Annotated in this window: 16 protein-coding genes; 9 read left to right on the top strand and 7 right to left on the bottom strand. The window is 71.4% G+C overall.

Features of this window, described 5'->3' with window-relative positions; genetic code table 11:
- Positions 1-19 precede the first annotated feature (19 nt).
- Entirely contained in the window at positions 20-823 is an 804-nt protein-coding gene (locus AB0F17_RS58265; RefSeq protein ID WP_358043462.1) for an N-acetylmuramoyl-L-alanine amidase, read from the bottom strand.
- 99 nt (positions 824-922) lie between these two features.
- Positions 923-1,300, bottom strand: a complete 378-nt coding sequence (locus AB0F17_RS58260) for a VOC family protein (protein ID WP_358043459.1) — start codon at positions 1,298-1,300, stop codon at positions 923-925.
- Between the two features lie 87 nt (positions 1,301-1,387).
- Here AB0F17_RS58260 and AB0F17_RS58255 point away from each other — a divergent pair, with 87 nt between their 5' ends.
- Positions 1,388-3,160 (top strand): MOSC and FAD-binding oxidoreductase domain-containing protein, encoded by a 1,773-nt coding sequence (locus AB0F17_RS58255; protein ID WP_358043456.1) that lies wholly within the window; start codon positions 1,388-1,390, stop codon positions 3,158-3,160.
- 137 nt (positions 3,161-3,297) lie between these two features.
- Here the strand turns inward: AB0F17_RS58255 and AB0F17_RS58250 are convergent, their stop codons facing one another.
- Positions 3,298-3,486, bottom strand: a complete 189-nt coding sequence (locus AB0F17_RS58250; protein WP_358043452.1) for a hypothetical protein — start codon at positions 3,484-3,486, stop codon at positions 3,298-3,300.
- A 366-nt stretch (positions 3,487-3,852) separates the two neighbouring features.
- Here AB0F17_RS58250 and AB0F17_RS58245 point away from each other — a divergent pair, with 366 nt between their 5' ends.
- Positions 3,853-4,284, top strand: a complete 432-nt coding sequence (locus AB0F17_RS58245; RefSeq protein ID WP_358043449.1) for a hypothetical protein — start codon at positions 3,853-3,855, stop codon at positions 4,282-4,284.
- 335 nt (positions 4,285-4,619) lie between these two features.
- Here AB0F17_RS58245 and AB0F17_RS58240 read toward each other — a convergent pair whose 3' ends face one another.
- On the bottom strand, positions 4,620-5,222 hold the full coding sequence (locus tag AB0F17_RS58240) for a TetR/AcrR family transcriptional regulator (protein ID WP_358043447.1): 603 nt from the start codon (positions 5,220-5,222) through the stop codon (positions 4,620-4,622).
- Between the two features lie 171 nt (positions 5,223-5,393).
- On the opposite strand from AB0F17_RS58240, the gene AB0F17_RS58235 reads away from it, so the two are divergent.
- Positions 5,394-5,885 (top strand): SDR family oxidoreductase, encoded by a 492-nt coding sequence (locus AB0F17_RS58235; RefSeq protein ID WP_358043444.1) that lies wholly within the window; start codon positions 5,394-5,396, stop codon positions 5,883-5,885.
- 55 nt (positions 5,886-5,940) lie between these two features.
- Here AB0F17_RS58235 and AB0F17_RS58230 read toward each other — a convergent pair whose 3' ends face one another.
- A complete protein-coding gene (locus tag AB0F17_RS58230; protein ID WP_358043441.1) occupies positions 5,941-7,404 on the bottom strand; it encodes an alpha/beta hydrolase in 1,464 nt (487 codons plus the stop codon).
- Between the two features lie 146 nt (positions 7,405-7,550).
- Here AB0F17_RS58230 and AB0F17_RS58225 point away from each other — a divergent pair, with 146 nt between their 5' ends.
- Positions 7,551-9,614: a histidine kinase gene (locus AB0F17_RS58225; RefSeq protein WP_358043438.1), complete on the top strand. Its 2,064-nt coding sequence runs from the start codon at positions 7,551-7,553 to the stop codon at positions 9,612-9,614.
- A gap of 8 nt (positions 9,615-9,622) precedes the next feature.
- Here the strand turns inward: AB0F17_RS58225 and AB0F17_RS58220 are convergent, their stop codons facing one another.
- Positions 9,623-10,231, bottom strand: coding sequence for a response regulator transcription factor (locus AB0F17_RS58220; RefSeq protein WP_358043435.1), 609 nt, complete (start codon positions 10,229-10,231; stop codon positions 9,623-9,625).
- Positions 10,232-10,329: 98 nt separating this feature from the next.
- Here AB0F17_RS58220 and AB0F17_RS58215 point away from each other — a divergent pair, with 98 nt between their 5' ends.
- Genes AB0F17_RS58215 through AB0F17_RS58205 form a run of 3 tightly spaced genes read left to right on the top strand, consistent with a single transcriptional unit; the run spans position 10,330 to position 14,289 of the window.
- Positions 10,330-11,064, top strand: coding sequence for an ABC transporter ATP-binding protein (locus tag AB0F17_RS58215; RefSeq protein ID WP_358043433.1), 735 nt, complete (start codon positions 10,330-10,332; stop codon positions 11,062-11,064).
- Positions 11,052-13,517 carry an ABC transporter permease gene (locus tag AB0F17_RS58210; RefSeq protein WP_358043430.1) on the top strand — a complete coding sequence of 822 codons (2,466 nt, stop codon included), beginning with the start codon at positions 11,052-11,054 and terminating at the stop codon, positions 13,515-13,517. The genes AB0F17_RS58215 and AB0F17_RS58210 overlap by 13 nt, the downstream gene beginning before the upstream one ends.
- A 22-nt stretch (positions 13,518-13,539) precedes the next feature.
- Positions 13,540-14,289 carry a DUF2071 domain-containing protein gene (locus AB0F17_RS58205; RefSeq protein WP_358043427.1) on the top strand — a complete coding sequence of 250 codons (750 nt, stop codon included), beginning with the start codon at positions 13,540-13,542 and terminating at the stop codon, positions 14,287-14,289.
- Positions 14,290-14,376: 87 nt separating this feature from the next.
- Here the strand turns inward: AB0F17_RS58205 and fusA are convergent, their stop codons facing one another.
- Positions 14,377-16,416, bottom strand: a complete 2,040-nt coding sequence (fusA, locus tag AB0F17_RS58200) for an elongation factor G (RefSeq protein WP_358043424.1) — start codon at positions 16,414-16,416, stop codon at positions 14,377-14,379.
- Between the two features lie 383 nt (positions 16,417-16,799).
- Between fusA and AB0F17_RS58195 the strand changes: the two genes are divergently transcribed.
- Together AB0F17_RS58195 and AB0F17_RS58190 are read left to right on the top strand one after the other, a co-directional pair.
- A complete protein-coding gene (locus AB0F17_RS58195) occupies positions 16,800-17,330 on the top strand; it encodes a CAP family protein (protein ID WP_358043421.1) in 531 nt (176 codons plus the stop codon).
- A 91-nt stretch (positions 17,331-17,421) separates the two neighbouring features.
- The gene (locus tag AB0F17_RS58190; protein WP_358043418.1) at positions 17,422-20,553 is read left to right on the top strand and encodes a BTAD domain-containing putative transcriptional regulator; all 3,132 of its coding nucleotides are present in this window, start codon (positions 17,422-17,424) and stop codon (positions 20,551-20,553) included.

Here is a 20,553-nt window from a genome sequence, read left to right as displayed (position 1 = left end):
GTACGGGGTGAACCGGTAGTCAGCCGTTGAGGTACTTCGTGAGGCCCGTGGCCAGGGAAGTGGCCATGCGTTCGCGGAAGGCGGGGTCCGACATCTTGGCGGCGTCGCCGCGGTTGCGCATGTTGCCGCACTCGATGAACACCGCCGGGCGGGTCGACAGGTTCAGCCCGCCCAGGTCGGTGCGGGTGTCCAGCGCGTTCCTGCCCCTGTACGTGGAGTACGCGAGGCCGGTGCCGCTCCGGTAGGCGTTCCGGACGATGACCCCGAGCCGCCGGGACGGCTGGATGATCGCGTCGTTGTGCCCCTTCACCAGGCCGGGCAGGATCACGTGGAACCCGTGCCCGCCCGCGGTCGCGCCGTCGCCGTGGATGGACAGGACCGCGTCCGCCTTCGCCTTGTTCCCGATGGCGGCCCGCTCGGTGACGCACGGCCCGACGCCGGTGTCGTTGGGCCGGGTCAGCACCACCTTCGCCCCCATCTTCTCCAGCAGCCGCCTGAGCCTGCCGGCCACGTCCCAGGTGAACGCGTGCTCGGGGTAGCCGGCGTCGGTCTCGGTCCCCGTCGTGTTGCACGGCTTCCGCTGCGTGATGATGTCGACCTGCCGGTTGATCACTTCTGGGTGCGACGCGTTGCCCCCGTTGTGGCCGGGATCGATCACCACCGTCTTCCCGGCCAGCGCGGGCGGCGGTGTGACCCGCCCGGTCGCCGGGACGACGAGCCCTGGGCTGGTTTGGTGCTGTGCGGACGGAGTCGCGCCGCCGCACCCGGTGGACAGCGTCACGAGTGCGGCGAGGATCACCGATGCCGCTTCATCGGCGCGCATGACTCGTACCGTACCGGCTGTCCTCGCGGCAGCCGGTCGGGAATCGGCCTGCTGACGTCCTTGTTTGTGGAGATCACCCGCTGGAACGCCACGCCGCGGTCACTGATCGTCCAGTCGTCGGCGGAGCAGGCAGAACTCGTTGTCCTCGGGGTCGGCCAGCACGTGCCAGGACTCCTCACCCGTCTGCCCGACGTCGGCGAACCTGGCGCCGATGGCCAGCAGCCGGTCGAGCTCGGCGGCCTGATCTCGATCAGTGGGGTTCACGTCGATGTGCAGCGGAAGCCGGCCGGCCTTCGGGTTGTCGGTCGGACTGAGGATGATGGTCGGCTGCAGCCCGCCGAACCCCTCCTTCGGACCGATCTCAACGCTGCCCTCCTCACGGTCGAGCACCACATATCCGAGCACCTCGCACCAGAACGCGGCGAGACGCTCTGGGTCGCGGCAGTTGAGCACGAGTTCACTGATGCGGCATGCCATGAGGCCCTTTATACCCAGTCACAGCAGTGCGGCTTGGTACGCTTTGTGGTGGTTTGTCACCATGGTTCCTCGGAGTTCGCTTTCACGATGAACGGCCGCGCCAAGCTGCTGGCGATCAACGTGGGCCTGCCACAGGACGTCTCCTGGCGAGGCAGGACCGTACACACCGGCGTGTGGAAGCGGCCTGTCGCCGGGCCCCGGATGGTACGCCGGCTCAACATCGACGGAGACGGCCAGGGAGACCTCGACGGGCACGGCGGTGAGCAGCGCGCGGTGCTCGTCTACCAGATCGACTCCTACCGCTACTGGCAGGAGCGGTTCGGGCGCGACGACTTCACCTTCGGGCAGTTCGGGGAGAACTTCACCGTTGACGGCCTGCCCGACGACGAGGTGTGCGTCGGCGACCGCTACCGGATCGGCGAGGCGGTGTTCGAGGTCACCCAGCCGCGCGTCACCTGCTACCGGGTGGGGCTGAGGATGGGCGAGCCGCGGCTGGCCGCCCTGCTCGTCTCCCACCGGCGTCCCGGCTTCTACCTCCGGGTCCTCACCGAGGGCCGGGTGGAGGCGGGGCAGGAGATCGTCAAGATCGCCTCCGGTCCGGAAGGCATGACCGTCGCCGAGATCGACGCCCTGCTGTACCTGCCCGGCCACTCCCGCGAGCGAGTGGCCCGTGCGCTGCGCGTCCCCGCTCTCAGCCCCGGCTGGCAGACCTCCTTCCGGGCACTGCTCGACCAGCCCGACGGCGAACCGGCCGGCAATGCGGGGCTGACGCCCGCCTCCGCCGGCGGGCCGCCGCCTGCCTGGGAGGGGTTCCGGCCGCTGCGGGTCACCCGTATCGACGCGGAGAGCAAGAGCGTGTTCTCCCTGACGCTGGCCGACGACAACGGCACGCCGCTGCCGCCGGCGCTGCCCGGCCAGTTCCTCACCGTACGGCTGCGCCCGGACGGCGGCGGCCCTCCGCTCATCCGCAGCTACTCGCTGTCCGGCCGCCCGGACGCCGCCGCGTATCGCATCAGCGTCAAGCAGGAGCCGCACGGGTCCGCCAGCGGCTATCTCCGCGCTCACCTGCGCGTGGGCGACGTCCTCGAATTCGCGGCGCCGCGTGGCGCCTTCACCCTGGAGGCCGGCGACGCACCGGTCCTGCTGGTGTCCGCCGGCATCGGTGCCACTCCTGTCCTGGCCATGCTGCACGCGCTGGTCGCCGCGCGTTCCGCACGTGAGGTCTGGTGGCTGTACGGCACGCGCGATGGCACCGAGCACCCCTTCGCCCAGGAGAGCCGCGACCTGCTGGCCCGGCTCCCCAACGCGCACCGGCACATCTGCTACAGCCGCCCGGCGCCCGGTGATCGCCAGGGCGTCGACTACCAGACCGCGGGCCGGCTCTCCCTCGGCCTGCTCAGTGCCGTCGGCGCTCCGCGGGCCGCCCAGGTCTACCTGTGCGGCCCCGCCGCGTTCATGAACGAACTGCCCGCCGTCCTGGCCTCGTCCGACCTCGCCCCCGCAGGCGTACACACCGAGATCTTCGGTACGGGACCGGCCCTGAACCCCGGCCTGACCAGCGTCCCCGCCCGGCCGGTGCACCCGCCCGCGGGTCCGCCCGGCACGGGCCCGCGGATCTCGTTCGCACGCAGCGGCCTGACCGTGGAGTGGGACCCGGCCTACGCGAGCCTGCTCGAACTCGCGGAGGCCTGCGACGTGCCCACCCGCTGGTCATGCCGTACGGGCGTCTGCCACAGCTGCGAGAGCGGCCTGCTGTCCGGAAGCGTCGGCTACTCACCCGAACCGGTCGACGCGCCGGCCCGGGACAACGTCCTGATCTGCTGCTCCCAGCCCCGCGACGAGCTCGTCCTGGACCTGTGACAGGACCGGTCAACCGTGGTGGTCGATCGCCGGCTTGGCCCCGCCGAACATGACGTGGCGCGGCATCGGTTTCCAAGCGCCTGACACTACGCATAGATGGGTGACAACTTTCATCTATGCGTAGTGAGCCGCCTCCGCTACTGCCGATCTTCAGGTCGAGACATCAGGCTGACCTGCTCACGCTTCTCCATCTCCATCCAGATCAAGAATTCACACTGACCGAACTGGCCGGACGCGTCGGAGCGCCGCTCACTACCCTGCAACGGGAAGTGGGACGTCTGCTGGAAGCGGGACTTCTCGGCGGTCGCCGGGTCGGTCGAGCTCATCTGATCCGGGCCATGGTGCCTGGCCGCTCACCGAGATGCTCACTCTGGCTTTCGGGCCGCGCGTCCCCCTGAAGAGGAGATCCTGGTAGTCCAAGGTGTAGACGCCGTGGCCATCTTCGGATCGTGGGCGAGCCGGTATCTCGGAGAGCCTGGCCCCCCACCGAACGACATCGACGTCCTGGTCATCGGACATCCCACTCGAGGCGATGTATATGAGGCCGTCGAGCGCGTAGAACGGAGGCTGGGCATTCCAGTCAACCCCGTGCTGGTCACGCGAGAGCGCTGGGCGGAGGCTTCGGACGCGCTGGTCGAGCAGATCCGCTCTTCACCTGTGCTTTGGTTGCGAGAACTTCCCGAGGAGGCCGTATGAAGCGCTGGGCCAGAGGAGAGGCCGAAGTGGAACGCCTCCTGGCGGACAGGCGGATCCAGAAGATCGGTGGATCGGCTGCCGACGGCTCTGAATGGCTGGAACGCGCCGAGCGGACGTTGCGGACAGCCCAGACGATCGTTGACGATCCCGACAGTGCTTTTATCCTCGCCTACGATGCCGCTCGACACGCTTGCACAGCGGTGCTGGCGCACCAGGGCCTTCGCCCTACCTCGACGGGAGGGCACTACGTTGTGGAGGAGGTCTTGCGCGCACAGTTCGGTGCGCTGCGGCGCCGTCGCAATGAGATCGAATATCCCCTGCGCCCAGGCGACGACGTTGGAGTGGATGAGGCGGCGGAGGCGATCGCGGCTACCAGGCTGCTGATCGACGCTGCCGGCAAGCTTGTCCCCAACTTGTCGCTCTTCTGAGCCGGGCTTCGGGCTGGCTACCGCTTTCATGGTGGTTGATCTCCACGGGAGCATCCCAAAGCGGTGTGGTGGACCGTCGCCTCGGCCGTTACCCGGACTGCCTCTGTGGTGGGACCGTCCCGAAACCGGGCCGATGAGCTGTGGGGGGTCGTCACCCACCAGGCCCCGGCTTCGGAGACGGCTTCCTAGCAGCTCCTGGGGAGCGTCACCTTGTTGGGCATGCTGTTATCGATCTTCTTCTTGCCCTTGGTTCTGGGGTTGACCGTGATGCACTTGTCGAACACCCCAGGAGATATTGATCTTCGATCTGCCGGCTCGGTGACGGGCGGGCCGGGTCAGTCGGGCCACCTCTCGCCTTGTCGTAGGCGGTCCAGGCCGAGCCAGAGGGCGTTCATCGCGGCGGCGACGACCTGGTGGCGGGGGATGTCGCGGTGGTCGTACCACCACAGTGCCAGCCCTTGGATGGCGGCGCGCCATGCCTCCCAGGCGAGCTCCAGCTCGACGCCGTCGGCCTCGTACTCGCGGGCGAACATCGGCAGGATCAGCGCCCGACTCTCGGCCTCGACCTGGCGGCGGAGCTCTTCGATCTCGTCTTGGCCTGTGGTGTCGCGAAAGAGCATCCGCCAGGCGTAGGGGTGCTGCTCGATGTAGCCGAGCCAGTCGTCGATGGTACGTGAGATGCGCTGGTCGGCCGGGCCCTCGCCGGGTAGGTGCCGGTGCCAGATCGCCCGTAGATCGGCGAAATGCCGCTGCAGCAGGTGCCGGTGCAGCTCCAGTTTGCCGGGGAAGTGGTCATACAGGACCGGCACCGAGATGCCCGAGCGCCTGGCGATCTCGTCGACCGAGGCGCCGTGGTAGCCGCGCTCGGCGAACACCTCTGTGGCGGCGCGCTCGATCACCTCGCGCCGGGCTTGGGGTGTCAGCCTCTTCCTGGTCAAGGAGCCTCCCGTTGACAACCTAGTTCAGACTAGGTAACGCTGTACCTAGTATCCACTAGGTAATGGAATGGGGCTGGTCATGGATCTTCAGCTTCGTGGCAGGAGCGCGCTCGTCACCGGCGGCTCGAAGGGGATCGGCGCGGCGGCCGCCGAGGTGCTGGCCGAGGAGGGTTGCCACCTGCCATCCCGGCCGGCTCGCTGGACGAGGTGGACGAGCAGGCCTGGCGGGATGGGTGGGAGCTCAAGGTGTTCGGCTACATCAACCTCACCCGGCTCGTCTACGCCCAGATGAAGGCTCGCGGGCACGGTGTGATCATCAACGACATCGGCGCCGCGGGGGAGCGGGTCGACTCCGCGTACATCGCCGGAAGTGCCGGCAACGCCGCGCTCATGGCGTTCACCCGGGCGCTCGGTGGGCGCAGCCTGCGCGACAACATCCGCATTGTGGGGATCAATCCGGGGCCGGTCGAGACCGAGCGGATCGCCAAGCTCATCGCCACGAGCGACCGCTTCCGGGAAGCGGCGACGCGTTTCCCGCTCGGCCGGCCGGCCAAGCCTCGGGAGATCGCCGACATGATGGCGTTCCTCGCCTCCGACCGCTCCGCCTACACCAGCGGCGTCATCGTCACCATCGATGGCGGGTTGTGCGCGGGCGGGGCCTGACCGAGCAGGCAGATCAGACCGGGACGATCTCTACGACCGCCCGCGGAGCGGAGAGCTAGCAGTTCTTGTCGCGCATCGGCAGGCGCCCGGTGGTCAGGAAGTCGGTCACGGACCGGTCGCCGCAGGCGTTGCCGTTGGCGAGGTAGACGCCGTGGCCGCCGGAGTCGACGCTGACCATGCGGGCCCGCTGCCCGAACGCCTGGCGCATCTTCAGCGCACCGCTGTACGGCGTCGACGGGTCACGCAGGTTCTGGATGAGCAGCACGTTGGCCGGGCCGTGCGAGCTGACCCGTACGGGCCGCTCGGTGGGCTTGACCGGCCAGTACGCGCACGGCCCCATGTTGACCGGCATGCCCGCGGTCAGCGGGTGGGCGATCCGGTCACGCGCCACCTGGCGCTGGTGCGCGGCGACCGAGTCCGGCCACTCGACGTCGTTGCACATGGTGGCGCCGGCGGTGGCGGCGGTGTTCTGCAGGGCGGCCGCCGGTGGCGTGTTCGACGGGGGCAGTTCGCCCGTGGTCAGGGCGGCTCGCATGAGCCCGGCCAGCATGGGGAAGTTCGTGTCGGAGTAGAGCGCGTTGAGCATGGTCTCCCGTAGGAGGTTGCCGTTCAGCTCCGCCGGATTGGCCCCCGGCCAGGGCAGGGGCTCGCGGTCCAGGTCGGCCGCGAGCTTGAGGAAGGTCTGGCGGACCGCCGTCGCGTCGGTGCCGAGGCCGTACTCGCCGTCACGGGCCGCGGCCCAGGCGGCGAAGTCGGGGAAGCGGTCCTCCACCCCGACGGTGTAGTTGGCCAGCCACTGCCGCGCCACCCGGTTCGGATCGGGATCGTCGTTGCTGTCCAGGACGACCCGGTCGGTGCGCTCGGGGAACATGGTGGCGTAGACGGCGCCCGCGTAGGTGCCGTAGGAGACGCCCCAGTAGGAGATCTTCCGCTCGCCCAGCGCCCGGCGGATGCCGTCGATGTCCCTGGCCTCGTTGCGCGTGGTGATGTGCCGGATGAGCGGCCCGCCGTTGCGGGCGCAGGCCTCGGCGATCCGGCGCGACCAGGCGGCGTTCTCCGCGATGTCGCCCTCGGCGTCGGGGTACGGCTTGAGCCTGGTGAGCGAGAGATCACGGGTCTCGAGCCCGCACGAGACGGGTGAGCTCTGGCCCACGCCGCGCGGGTCGAACCCGATGATGTCGTAGCGGTCGAGCACGTCCTGCGGCAGCTTCTTGACCAGGACACTGGGCCGGTTCAGGCCAGGACTGCCCGGCCCGCCGGGGATGATCAGCAGCACGCCACGGCGTGACCCGGGCTTGGCGGTCCTGATCCGCGACACGGCCAGCGAGATCGCCGGCCCGCCGGACGCCTGGTAGTCCAGGGGAACCTGAAGGGTGGCGCATTCCTGCCGCGCGTCGACACCGGGCCCGGCGGGGCAGGCACTCCACGAGGTGGCCGCCGCCTGCGCGGGGGCGACGAGGCCCGCGGCGAGCAGGGCGGTGGCTGCTCCGGTGGCGGACAGTTTCGCAAGGTTTCGCATTGGCGGTCCTCTTCAGTTCGGCTTGTGTGATCGACTCTGTCGGGCCGTGAATCCTCGAACCAGAGACCGCGTCACCGAAGATCCATGACCTCCTCACGAAACGGACAACCCATAGGCTTGCCCCCGGTCTGACACGGGGGAGTGAGTTGTCGCAGGTTCCGGTACCGCGCCTGGCGCGGGGGATCGTCATCGTGGTGCTCGCCGGGTTCACCTCCGTCTATGTGCTGGCGGGCTCGCCGCTCGCGATCGTGGCGTTCGGGCTGCAGCTCGTTCACGTGTTGCGCTCCCTGCGGCGGTTCAGGGGGCCGTGGCTGCTGGTCGTACAGGCGCTGGTCGGCTACGCGGCCACGCTCGGCTTCGGCACCTCCGTCGGGCTGCTCGGCTTCCTGGGCGGGTCGCTGCTGCTGACCCCGGCCTGGCCGCTGGCCCCGCTGGTGGCGGTCAGCGCGGCCGTCGCCGGTCCGGCGGACCCGGCGATCAGCATGGTGCTGATCGCCCTGGTGATCTACGGTCTCACCCGGCTCACCGATCGGGTGGACGAGACGCACGCCGCCCGGCTGGCGCTGGCGCTGGCGGCGGCGGCCGAGGAGCGGTTGCGCATCGCCACCGGGCTGAGCGACGGCCTCGGCAGAGGGCTCGCCGCGATCGCGGCAGGCGTCCGGTCGGTCGTGGATCAGCCGGAACGCGCGGCGGAGGTGCTCGGCGAGGTCGTCGGCACCGCCCGCCGCTCCCTGGCCGCCACCAGGAACGCCGCCGCGGACTACCGCGCCACGTCACTGGCGCCCGAGATGACGACCGCCCGCGCGATGCTGACGGCCGCGCTGATCAAGACCGAGACGCGGGTCGGGCACGCCGAGCCGCTCGGCCCCGCCGGCGCGCTGCTCGCGGCGGTGCTGCGGGAGGTGGTGACCGAGGTCGTACGGCAGAACACCGCCAGAACGTGCGTGATCGAGACCACCGCGGCCGACGGCACGGTACGGCTGCGCGTCACCCACGACGGCGCCCGCACGGCCGAGGACGAGAGCCTGGCCGACCTGGCCTCGCAACTGAGCCAGGCGGGCGGCGGCCTGACCACGGGCCTGTCCGCCGAGGGCTGGTTGACCGTCGACGCCGTGCTGCCCGAAGGGCCGAAGGAGGCCGCGGAGGACCCGGGCGCCTACCGGCTGTCCGTCGCGCTGCTCGCCGCCGTGCTGGTCGGATTCTCGATCAAGGCGCTGCTGCTCGTCCCCGCGAGCCTGCTGGTGCCCGCGGCGGCCTGTCTCGCCGTGATCGTCGTCATGCAGCTCCGGTACGTCAACGGGCGGCACATGGCCGCGCTCGCCGTGCTGGCGCTGCTGGTCTACCTGCCGATTCCGGTGTTCGGCAGGGCCTGGGTGGGCGTGGCCGGGTTCCTCGCCGGCCCGATCCTGCTCGCCTTCCGGTGGCGGGTGGCCTGGCCCCTGGTCGGGTGCGTGACGGCGAGCGTGGCGGCGAGCGCGGTGCTGCTCGGCCTGCCGGTCCCGGTCACGGTCAACTTCGCGGCGAGCACGGTCGTGACCGGGCTGGTCGTGTACGGGCTGATCGAACTGGCCCAGCTCGTACGGGAGTTGCAGGAGGCCAGGCAGGCGCTGGCCCGCTCCGCCGTGGTCGAGGAGCGCCTGCGTGCCGCCCGCGACCTGCACGACCTGCTGGGGCACAGCCTGGCCGCGATCCTGCTCAAGTGCGAGCTGGCCAGACGCCTGGACCCCGTGCGGGCCCGTGCCGAGTTGGTGGACGTGCTGGCCATGGCCGAGAAGGCGGAGGCGGACCTGCGGGTGATCTCCGGCGAACAGCCGGCGATGTCGCTGGCCGCCGAGGCCGAGTCGGCCCGGTCGGTGCTGGCCGCCGCGGGCATCGAGGTGGAGCTCGACCTCGCGCACGGGGAGCTGTCCGCAGAAGTGGAGAACGTCCTGGGCACGGTGCTGCGGGAAGCGGTGACCAACGTGCTCAGGCACAGCTCGGCCCGGCACTGCGCGATCACGACGGTGGCGGAGGACGGGGTGGTACGGCTCCGCGTACGCAACGACGGCGTGCGTTCGGCGGAGGGACGGCCCGGCTCGGCCGGGATCGGCAACCTGACCACCCGCCTGGCGGCGCTGGACGGACGGCTCGGCACGGCTCGCGAAGACGGCTGGTTCGAGCTGACGGCCCAGGCGCCCAGCTCCCTGCCGATCGCTGGGCCGGTCGCCTAACCGGTTGGTCAGATCCAGCCCGCCTCGGTGGCGATGCGGACGGCGTCGGTGCGGTTGCGGGCGTTGAGCTTGGCGACGATGGCGGTCAGGTAGTTGCGCACCGTCCCCGCGCCCAGAAAGAGCCGGGACGCTATCTCGACCGCGTCGGCGCCGCCCGCCGCCATGCGCAGCACGTCGGCCTCCCGGGGAGTCAGCGGGTTGTCGGCCAGGTCCCAGGCGGTGACCGCCAGCGAGGGGTCGAGCACCCGCTTGCCGGCCGCGACCTCGCGGATCGCCGAGACCAGGTCCTCCGGCGGCGCGGTCTTCAGCAGGAACCCGTCCACCCCCGCCCCGAGCGCGCGGCGCAGATGCCCAGGCTTGCCATGCCCGGTCAGCATGAGCGTGCGGCACGACGGCAGCTTCACGCGGAGTTCGGCCGCGGCGGCCAGGCCGTCGAGCGTGCCGGGCATGTCGATGTCGAGCACCGCGACATCCGGCCGGTGAACCAGAGCCGAGGGAATGGCGGCATCGCCCGACTCGACTGCGGCCACGATCTCCAGGTCCGGTTCGAGGCCGAGCAGCGCGACCAGGGCGCCCCGGATGATGTGCTGGTCCTCGGCGAGAAGCACACGAATCACAGTGGTATGTCTATCAGTGTCCGGATCATGATGATGTCATGGTGGATGCGTGATCGGGTCTCTGTTCCGCGCCGTGCCTGGTCAGCAGGGTAGAAGCCATGACAGACGTGCTGCGCTTGGACGCGGTGAGCAAGGTTTACGGGAAGGGGCAGGGCGCGGTCGCGGCCCTGCGCGAAGTGTCGGTAGGCATTCCCCGCGGGAGCTTCACCGCGGTCATGGGCCCTTCGGGATCGGGCAAGAGCACGTTCCTGCACTGCGCGGCGGGGCTGGACGTGCCGTCCTCGGGTTCGGTGCGGCTGGGCGGCACCGAACTGGCCGGGATGGACGAGACCGCGCTGACCGTGTTGCGCAGGCAGCGGATCGGCTTCGTGTTCCAGGCGTTCAACCTGGTCTCGGCGCTCACCGTGCTCGAGAACATCACGCTGCCGCTGCGACTGGCCGGCGTGCGGACGGACCGCGCGTGGCTCGACGAGGTCGTGTCCAAGGTGGGCCTGGAGGGGCGGACGGGCCACCGGCCCGCGCAGTTGTCCGGGGGCCAGCAGCAGCGGGTGGCCATCGCCAGGGCGCTGGTCACCAGGCCCGAGGTCGTGTTCGGTGACGAGCCGACCGGCGCGCTGGACACGATGACCGCCCGTGACGTGCTGACGTTGCTGCGGGAGATCGTGGACGGGACGGGGCAGACGGTGGTGATGGTCACCCACGACCCGGTGGCCGCCTCCTACGCGGACGCGGTGCTGTTCCTGGCCGACGGCCGGATCGTCGACTCCCTGGCGGTTCCCACCGCGGAGCGGGTCGCCGAGCGGATGACCAGGCTGGGAGCGTGGGTGCGTTGATCTCCATGGAGATGGTCTCGGTGGCGCTGCGGACGCTCCGGCACCGCAAGGCCGCGTTCGCGGGGGCGTTCGTCGCGCTGTTCTGCGCCGCCGCCCTGGTCTGCGCCTGCGGCATGCTGCTGGACACGGGACTGCGCGGAAGCGTCGCCCCCGAGCGCTATGCGGGCGCCCCGGTGATCGTCACCGGGGACCAGTTCGTCCACCAGACGGTCCGCAAGTCGGAGGAGAAGACCAAGACCAAGGCCAAGCAGCTGTCCGAGCAGGCCTGGGTGCCCGCGTCGCTGGCCGACCGGCTGCGCCGGGTCCCCGGTGTCTCGCGGGTGGTGACCGAGGTGACCTTCCCCGCCTACGTGGCGGGCCGCCGGTTCCAGGGGCACGGCTGGGAGTCGGCGGCGCTCACTCCGTACACGTTGCGTACGGGACGTGCGCCGAAAGCGGAGGGCGAGGTGGTCGTGGAGGCCGCGTCGGGGTTCTCCACAGGCGCACGCGTGCCCGTGCGGACGGCGGCCGGGAGCAGGACCTACCTGGTGACCGGTGTCACCACCCAGGATCTGCCCAGCCAGGACACGCTGTTCTTCGCCACCGCCGAGGCCCGGCGCATGGCGGGACGGGCAGGGCAGGTCGGCGCGATCGGCGTCTTCCCCGGGGTGGACGTGTCCGAGACGCTGAAGGACGCGGCCGCAGATGGCCGGGTGCTCGCCTACACCGGGGACGAACGCGGCGCGGTGGAGTTCCTGGGCGCCGAGAAGGCGCGGGTGAAGCTGATCAGCCTGGGCGGCGCGCTCGGCGGGACCTCGCTGCTGGTGGCGATCCTCGTGGTGGTCGGTACGTTCGCGCTGTCCATCCAGCAACGCCAGCGGGAGATCGCCCTGCTCAGGGCCGTCGCGGCCACTCCCCGCCAGGTGCGCGGGATGCTCGGCGGCGAGGCGCTGCTGGTCGGCGTGGTGGCCGGGAGCCTCGGCTCGGCGGCCGGCGTCGGCCTGGGATTCTGGTTGCGCTCCAGGTTCGTCGCGCTGGGCGCGATGCCGGAGAACCTGCGGCTGGTGGTCAGCCCGTTCCCCATGCTCGCCGCGCTGGGCGCGGCCGTGCTGGCGGCCTGGGCGGCGGCTTACCTCTCGGCTCGCCGCGCCGTACGGATCCGCCCGGTGGAGGCGCTCGGCGAGGCGGAGCTGCCGGCGGCGCGTGTTCCCGCGGGCCGGATGGTCGCCGGGCTGCTCTGCGCCGCGGGCGGCGTCGTGCTGGCGCTGGTGCTGTCGGCCCTGTCGACCGAGGCGGCCTCCAGCCCGCTCACCCTGCTCACCGCGCTGGTGTGGACGGTCGCCGTGTCGCTGCTCGGCCCGGTGATCGCGCGTACGGCGACTGTCCTGCTCGGGGTGCCGCTCCGGGCGGCCCGGACGGCCGGGTACCTGGCCGGCGCCGGTCTGCGGGCCACGTCCAAGCGGCTGGCCTCGGTCGTCACGCCGCTCAGCCTGATGGTGGCGATGACCTGCACGATCCTGTTCGTCCAGACCACGATGGGGCATGCGGCCCAGGAACAGGCGACTGCGGGCACCAGAGCCGAGCACGTCCTCGGCCCGCACGTCCCTTCCGGTACGGCGGCGGCCGTGCGCGGGCTCCCGGGTGTCGAGGCGGTCACCGAAGTGCTGCGTACCTCCGTGCGGGTGGGCCTGGACAAGTACGGCGCGCAGGCCGCTACCGCTGACGGGCTCGGCAGGACGATGGACCTGGGCGTGGTCGCCGGCTCGCTCGACGGCCTCGATGACGGCTCCGTCGCGGTCAGCCGGACGGCGGCCGAGCGGCTCGGCGTCTCGGCGGGTGCGAAGATCCGCCTGACGCTGGGTGACGGCACCCCCGCCGAGCTGCGCGTCGTCGCGATCTACTCGCGCGGGCTGGGATTCGGCGACCTCACGCTCTCCCACGCGCTGGTGGCCGGGCACGTGGACGACCCGCTCGGCACCGTACTGGTCGCGGCTCCCGCAGTGACCCGGGCGGATCTGGAACGGGCCGCGCCGGGGGTCGGCGTGCTGGACCGGGCCCAGGCGGCCGAGGCGGGCGCGGCCGACGCCGAGGTGAACTATGTGGCGATGGGTCTGATCATCGCGTTCACCGCGATCGCCGTGGTCAACACCATCGCCATGTCCACCTCGTCGAGGTCGCGGGAGCTCGCCCTGCTGCGCCTGGTCGGCACCACCCGCCGGCAGGTGCTGCGGATGCTGAGCCTGGAGACCCTGGTCGCGGTCGTCATCGCGGTGACCCTCGGGACGGGAATCGCGCTGATCACCCTGGCGGCGTTCAGCACGGGCATGACCGGTTCGGTCGTGCCGCACATCCCGCCGCTCACCTACCTCGCGGTGATCGCCGCCGCCGCGGCCCTCGCCCTCCTCGCCACGGCGCTGCCCGCCCGGCTCGTCCTCAGCCGGCGCCCGGTCGAGATGATCGGCGCACGTGACTAGCGGCCGTCGTACTGTTCTGGGCATGAGCTTCGTCGGCACCTCCCGGCCGCGCCCGCGCTGGTTTCACGCGCGGACGGAGCTGGACGACTTCGCGATCGTCAGCTACCGGGTGGACGCCGACGCGCTGGCCCGGCACCTGCCCCCGGGCTTCGCCCCGATGAAGATGACTTTCGACGATGGTCCCGGAGCCCTGGTGTCCGCTGTCGCCTTCCGCGACCGGGACTTCCACTTCCGGTTCTTCCCGCCGGTGGGGATCGACTGCGGGCAGATCAACTACCGGGCCTACGTCACCGCGTACGGCAAGCCGGGCGTCTGGTTCTTCGGCACCCGCCTGGACCACCCGGTCGTCGCGATCCCGCAGCATCTGTGGGGCATGCCGTGGAGCCGCGAGCGCATCGCGATCGAGGCGGACTGGGACGCCGACCCGGCCCGCTGGCGGCTGACGGCCGGGGACGCCCGCTGCGAAGCGGCCGAACTCACCCGGGAACCACTCACCCGGCTGGCCGGCTTCACCGACGAGTCGGACTGGCTGGAGCGGCTCACCCATCCCACCCAGGGCTGGTACCGGCGCCGAGACGGGAAGGTGGGTGTCTACAGCATCTGGCACCCGCCGATGCGTCCCCGGTATCTCGTCGCTACCGCCGCGAGTTTTCCGCTCTTCGAACGGCTCGGCCTGATCACGCCGGACACGTCGCCGCACTCGGTGCTGGCCCAGCCTCGGCTGAGCTTCGACATCCACACCCCGCCTCGCCGCTTCCGCCCGGCTGCGTAGGCGGCGCCAGGGCCGTGGATGGCCCCGTCCGCGTTGGACACAGTCCGGCGGCGAATGGCCCCGTCCGTGTTCGGACGGGGCCATCGTTTACCGGACTGGGGAGTAACCGGCGGCCCGGGTGGTGAAGGTGCCCCGGCCCTGGGTCCGGCTACGCAGCCTGGTCGCGTACCCGAACACCTCGGCCAGCGGCACGATCGCGGTGATCACCACCGTGCCCGCCCTCGCGGTCGAGCCCGAGATCCGGCCGCGCCGGGCCGCCAGGTCGCCGAGCACCCCGCCGGCGGCGTCGTCGGGCACGGTGGCCGTGACCTCGACCACCGGTTCCAGCAACACCATGAGGCTGGCGCGCAGCGCCTCGCGCAGCGCGAGCCGGCCGGCCGTACGGAACGCCAGCTCCGAGGAGTCCTTGGGATGGGTGGCTCCGTCGGTCAGGGTGATCCGCAGTCCGGTGACCCGGTGACCCCCGAGGGGTCCATCGGCCAGGGCGTCACGGCAACCGGCCTCCACCGCCCGGACGTACTCCCGTGGCACCCGGCCGCCGACGACGGCCGAGCGGAACACCGCGCCGTCGGCGGCGTCCAGCGGATCCACGTCGAGGACGACGTGGGCGAACTGGCCCGCCCCTCCGTCCTGCTTGACGTGCCGGTACAGAAACCCGGAGACCCCGCGAGCGACCGTCTCCCGGTGGGCCACCTGCGGCCGGCCGATGCCGACGTCCAGCCCGTGGGCGCGGCGGATCTTCTCCGCCGCGACCTCCAGATGCAGCTCGCCCAGCCCGGACAGCACCGTCTGACCGGTCTCGGTGTCGGTGCGGACCACCAGTGAAGGGTCCTCCTCCACCAGCCGGGCCAGCGCCGCCGCCAACCGGTCGATCTCGGTGCTCCTGCGGGCCTCGACCGCCACGGAGACCACCGGATCGGCCACGGCCGGCGGTTCGAGGAGCAGTGGCGCCTCGGGCGCGCACAGGGTGGCGCCGGTGCGGGCCGCCTTCAGCCCGACCACCGCGACGATGTCCCCGGCCACCGCCTGATCCACCTCGGTGTGCCGGTCGGCCTGCACCCGCAGGATCCGGCCGATCCGCTCGGTGCGCCGCGCGCCGGTGTCCAGCACCGCGTCTCCCTTCCGTATCGTTCCCGAATACACCCGCAGGTACGTCAGCCGCCCGGTGGCGGTCGACTGCACCTTGAACACCAGCGCGGCGAACGGCCCCGCCGGGTCGGCGGCGCGCTCCCGCACCGCGCCTTCGTGGGTGCCGCGTACCGCGGGCACGTCCAGCGGCGAGGGCAGGTAGGACACGGCGGCGTCCAGGAGCGGCTCGATTCCGCGGTTGCGGTACGCCGATCCGCACAGCACCACGACGCCCTCACCGGTACGGGTAAGGTCGCGCAGTGCGGCGGCAAGGGTCCGCGCGGAGATCGCCGACTCCGCGCAGAACTCCTCCAGCGCGATCGGGTGCAGCTCGGCCACCGCCTCCTCGAGCAGCCGTCGGCGCCGGTGCGCCTCGTCCCGCAGGGCGTCCGGCACCGGGCCCTCCTCGACCGTGTCGTCGGACCAGACCAACGACCGCATACGCAGCAGATCCACCACTCCGATGAACCCGTCCTCCTGCCCGATCGGCAGGTGGACCACCAGCGGGACCACCCGCAACCGCTCGCGGATCGACGCGACCGCCGCGTCGAGGTCGGCGCCCGCGCGGTCCAGCTTGTTGACGAAGGCGATCCGCGGCACCCCGTACCGGTCGGCCTGCCGCCAGACCGACTCGCTCTGCGGTTCGACTCCCGCGACGCCGTCGAACACCGCGATCGCGCCGTCGAGCACCCGCAGCGAGCGCTCCACCTCGTCGGAGAAGTCGACGTGGCCCGGGGTGTCGATCAGGTTGAGCCGGTGTCCGTCCCAGGAGCAGCTCACCGCCGCGGCGAAGATGGTGATCCCGCGGTCGCGCTCCTGTGCATCGAAGTCGGTGGTGGTCGTCCCGTCGTGTACCTCGCCACGTTTGTAGGTGGCGCCGGTGATGTAGAGGATCCGCTCGGTGATGGTGGTCTTGCCGGCATCGACGTGGGCGAGGATGCCCAGGTTGCGGACGCTGGTCAGGGATTCGGGAAGATGTCGGTGCAGGTTGGTACGCACGGCCTGTGGCCCTTCGGGACGCTTCAAACAGGACAGCGCGATTCCCGGACGAAACCAGGCTGAATGATCAGGTGTTCGTCAGGGACGTCCAGTGCCGGCCGCGCAGCCGACCCCGGGCCGACGAAGACACCAGGATCACCTCATACCGTGACGGGGGGATGACCGAGGCGGTGCTGTGACGCACGTCGGCTCCCCTCACTCGTCAATGCGCCCGCAGCGGGCGCTGTTCGTGGCGAGTGTACTGAATCCGGCGTATGTGAGAAATCGGTTTTTCTTCCCGGGCTGCTCGACGCGCCTCGAAAAGGCGTGTCGCTCCCTGGAACCGGCGGACGGGACAGCATCATGGATATCGCTGTTATTACCGCCGAAGAAGGAAAGCGTAGATGCGAAATCCGGGCAAAGTCATCGTCGCGTTGATGGGCGCCGCCGCCCTCACCATGTCCGCCTCGGTGCCTGCCGCGAGCTCCGTAGTGGAGCGGAACGATTCCTTCTCCATCGGCGTGGCGGCCCAGCACAAGGCCTTCCGCGCTCATTACGGCGCCGAGCCCCTCGACCTCGACCCGGAGTTGACGCGTTACGCCACCAAACGGGCGCAGAGAATGGCCACCGCCGACGGCGCGCTGAGCCGCTCGCATGGCCCTTATGGGGAAAATCTCTTCATGTCATGGCCGAACCAGCCGACGCCTGCCGAGGTCGTCAAGGCCTGGATGGACGGGGCCGCCGCATATGACTACGACAATCCCGGATTCAGCAATGCCACGGGCAATTTCACGCAGGTGGTCTGGAAAGGCAGCAGAAAACTCGGCGTCGGCCTGGCCCGCAGTGCCTCCGATCGCTGGTATGTCGTAGCCGTTTACGACCCGCCGGGAAACTACACCGGCCAGTTTCCCCAGAACGTCGGGCGGTACCAGTAGGTCTATCGGCGAGCCCGGGTGGGCGACAATCGGGGTTGTGCGGTTTCGGATACTCGGTCCCCTGGAAACGTGCCGTACCGACGGGAGCCCGATGGCGACCGGCGGGCCACGGCTGCGTGCGCTGCTCGCCCTCCTGCTCCTGGACGCGGGCCGGATCGTCACCGCCGAACGCCTGATCGACGGCCTGTACGGCGAACAGCCCGGAGCCGTGAACGCCCTGCAGTCCCAGATCTCCCGGTTACGCAGGGGCCTTGGGTCGGACGCGCCCGTGGAGTTCCATCCGGCGGGATACCGGCTGGCTGTCGATCCGGCCGAGGTCGACGCGCTCGTCTTCGAACGGCTGGCCGCCGAAGGCCGCGCGGCGGGGTCCGCCGAGGAGCGGGCCGCCGTGCTCGGCCGGGCGCTCGGGCTGTGGCGCGGGCCGGCGCTGGCGGACGTACGCGACGCGCCGTTCGCGGCGACGCAGGTCACGCGGCTGGAGGAGCTCAGGCTCGACGTCACGGAGGAGCGGATCGAGGCGGAGCTGACCCTGGGGCGGTACCGCGAGCTCGTCCCCGAGCTGCAGGGCCTGGTCGGGGCCCATCCGGTACGGGAGCGGCTACGCGGGCAGCTCATGCGGGCCCTGTACGGAAGCGGGCGCCAGAGTGAGGCGCTGGCCGCGTTCGAGGCGGCCCGGAGCACGCTGGCCGAGGAGCTCGGGGTGGATCCGTCGCCGGAGCTGGCCGCCGTCCATCTGGCCGTACTCCGGGGTGAGCTGCCCGTTTCGCCGGTACCTGCCGAGCCGAGCCTCGCTTCTCGGGGTGCGCCGTCCCAGTTGACCAGCTTCGTGGGCAGGCAGGAGGATCTCGGCGCGATCGCGGACCTGCTCACCGCCGCCCGGCTGGTCACGTTGATCGGCCCCGGGGGCGCGGGTAAGACCCGGCTGGTGATCGAGACGTCCGTACGGCATCCGGGTGAGGTCGCCTTCGTCGAGCTGGGGGAGCTGGCCGAGGGCGGTGACGTGGCGCGGGCCGTACTGGCCGCGCTCGGCCTGCGCGACGGCCTGCTCTCCGCCCAGGAACAGCGCTCTCCCGGCGAGCGGCTCGTCGGGGCCCTCTCGGACCGCCCGATGCTGATCGTGCTCGACAACTGCGAACACCTCATCGAGGCCGCCGCCGCCCTCGCCCATCGGCTGCTCAGCGCCTGTCCCGGCCTGCGTGTCCTCGCCACGAGCCGGGAGGCGCTCGGTGTCACGGGCGAGACGCTGTTCCCCGTCAGCCCGCTGGCGCTGCCGGCCGAGGGCGCCCCGCCGCTGTCCGCGCCCGCCATCCGCCTGTTCGCCGACCGTGCCGCCGCCGTGCGCCCCGGGTTCGCCGTCGATGGGGGTAACGCGGGTGACGTGCTGCGGATCTGCCGCGCGCTCGACGGGCTGCCGCTGGCCATCGAGCTGGCCGCCGCCCGGCTCCGCTCGCTGCCGGTGGCCGAGGTCGCCGCGCGGCTGGACGACGCGTTCGGCCTGCTGTCCCGGGGGAGCCGTACGGCCCAGCCGCGGCACCGGACGTTGCGCGCGCTGGTCGAGTGGAGCTGGGAGCTCCTCGATATACCGGAACAGCGGCTGGCCAGGAGGCTGAGCGTGTTCGCGGGCGGAGCCACGCTGGAGTCGATCGAGGCCGTGTGCGGGGATGCCGACGCCGTGGAGGTGGTGGCGGGGCTGGTCGACAAGTCGCTGGTCGAGGTGGTCGGCGATCGGTATCGGATGCTGCGTACCATTCACGCCTTCTGCGCTGAGCGGCTCGCCGAGGCGGGGGAGACCGAGCGGCTGCGGCGGGCGCACGCCGAGCACTTCCGGGCCTTGATGGGCACGGCCGCGCCGCACCTGCTCCGTGCCGAACAACTCGGCTGGCTCGCCCGCATCGACGCCGAACACGACAACCTGCTCGCCGCCGTCCGCTGGGCCGTACCGGCCGATCCCGAGCTGGGATTGCGGCTGGTCGCGGACCTCATCACGTACTGGTGGCTGCGTGGCCGCCGGGCGGAGGGCGCGGCTCCCGTCCGCGCGCTGCTGGCCGCCGTCGGCACCGAGCCGCCCGCCGAGCTGGCGGGCGAGTACGTCCTCTGCGTCCTCAGCGCCGCCCACGGCGGCGTCTCCGAGCTGCGGCCGCACCTGGCGACGGCCAAACGGCTCATGGCCTCGATGAACCTGGTCGAGCACCGCCCTCAGCTCATCTACTTCTGGGCGACGTTCGCCGGTCCGTCGGACCCGGACTACCGCGACGCCATCGACGAACGCATCCGGACCAGCGCCGATCCCTGGACGGACGGTCTGGGCCACCTCGGTCGCGGCGTGCTCGCGCAGTTGCTGGCGGGTGACGTGGCGACGGGGGAAGGCGAGTTCGAGCTGGCGCTGGCGTGCTTCCGGTCGCTCGGGGAGCGCTGGGGCATGCTGACCACGCTCTCGGAGTTCGCGGAGCTGGTGTGCTGGCGGGGGGACGGCGAGCGGTTCGCGGCGCTGGTGGCGGAGGCGTTGCGGCTGGCGGACGAGCTCGGCGCCGTCGAGGACCGGGCCGACCTGCTCTGCCGGCGCGGGGAGGGCACGATCCTGCTGGGCGACCTGGGCACGGCCCGCGTCGACTACGAGGAGGCGCTGGACCTGGCCCGCCGAACCGGTGCCCTGGAGGTCGCGGGGAAGGCCCGGCAAGGGCTCGCGGAGGTCGCCCGGCTGAGCGGGGACGTGGCGGGGGCGCGGCGCGCGTACGAACAACTGCTGACCGAGCACCGGACCGGTACCGGACGTTCGGACGAGCCCCCGAACCCAGGGCCGGACGGTTCGTTCGGGGCCGACCTCGGCCATGTGCGGGTGTTGATCGCGCTGGGCTGGATCGCCGTGCAGGAGGGTGCGGCGGTGCGGGCGGCGGCGCTGCAGCGGGAGGCGGTGGCCCGGGCGCTCGATCTGCACAGCCGGCCTCTCCTGGCGTCGGCGGTCGAAGGGCTCGCGGGCGTGGCGGGGCTGACGGGGGATCACGAGCGGGCCGCCGTGCTGCTGGGCGCCGCCCGTACCTGGCGGGGCACGGCGCTCACGGGTGATCGTGACGTCGCCCGCGTGTCGGCCCGGGCCCGTGAGCGGCTGGGTGACGCGGCCTACGAGAAGGAGTACGGCCGGGGAGACAGGTTCGACCGCGACGGCCTGCTGGCGATCGTCACCCCGGACGGCCCACCCCGGAGCTCGCGGGCCGACGCTGGCTAG

The sequence above is a fragment of the Nonomuraea sp. NPDC026600 genome (genome assembly GCF_040638335.1).
Classification (GTDB): domain Bacteria; phylum Actinomycetota; class Actinomycetes; order Streptosporangiales; family Streptosporangiaceae; genus Nonomuraea.
The sequence above is the reverse complement of the archived record's forward strand: the minus strand, read 5'-3'. Positions and strand labels throughout refer to the sequence as shown.

What these genes read in the sequence shown, in the direction of transcription:
- AB0F17_RS58260 (WP_358043459.1), bottom strand. Translation starts at nt 1,300, where the DNA reads ATGGCATGCCGCATCAGTGAACTCGTGCTCAACTGCCGCGACCCAGAG.
- AB0F17_RS58205 (WP_358043427.1), top strand. Translation starts at nt 13,540, where the DNA reads ATGAGCTTCGTCGGCACCTCCCGGCCGCGCCCGCGCTGGTTTCACGCG.
- AB0F17_RS58255 (WP_358043456.1), top strand. Translation starts at nt 1,388, where the DNA reads ATGAACGGCCGCGCCAAGCTGCTGGCGATCAACGTGGGCCTGCCACAG.
- AB0F17_RS58215 (WP_358043433.1), top strand. Translation starts at nt 10,330, where the DNA reads ATGACAGACGTGCTGCGCTTGGACGCGGTGAGCAAGGTTTACGGGAAG.
- AB0F17_RS58265 (WP_358043462.1), bottom strand. Translation starts at nt 823, where the DNA reads ATGCGCGCCGATGAAGCGGCATCGGTGATCCTCGCCGCACTCGTGACG.
- AB0F17_RS58195 (WP_358043421.1), top strand. Translation starts at nt 16,800, where the DNA reads ATGCGAAATCCGGGCAAAGTCATCGTCGCGTTGATGGGCGCCGCCGCC.
- AB0F17_RS58190 (WP_358043418.1), top strand. Translation starts at nt 17,422, where the DNA reads ATGGCGACCGGCGGGCCACGGCTGCGTGCGCTGCTCGCCCTCCTGCTC.
- AB0F17_RS58245 (WP_358043449.1), top strand. Translation starts at nt 3,853, where the DNA reads ATGAAGCGCTGGGCCAGAGGAGAGGCCGAAGTGGAACGCCTCCTGGCG.
- AB0F17_RS58230 (WP_358043441.1), bottom strand. Translation starts at nt 7,404, where the DNA reads ATGCGAAACCTTGCGAAACTGTCCGCCACCGGAGCAGCCACCGCCCTG.
- AB0F17_RS58250 (WP_358043452.1), bottom strand. Translation starts at nt 3,486, where the DNA reads ATGAGCTCGACCGACCCGGCGACCGCCGAGAAGTCCCGCTTCCAGCAG.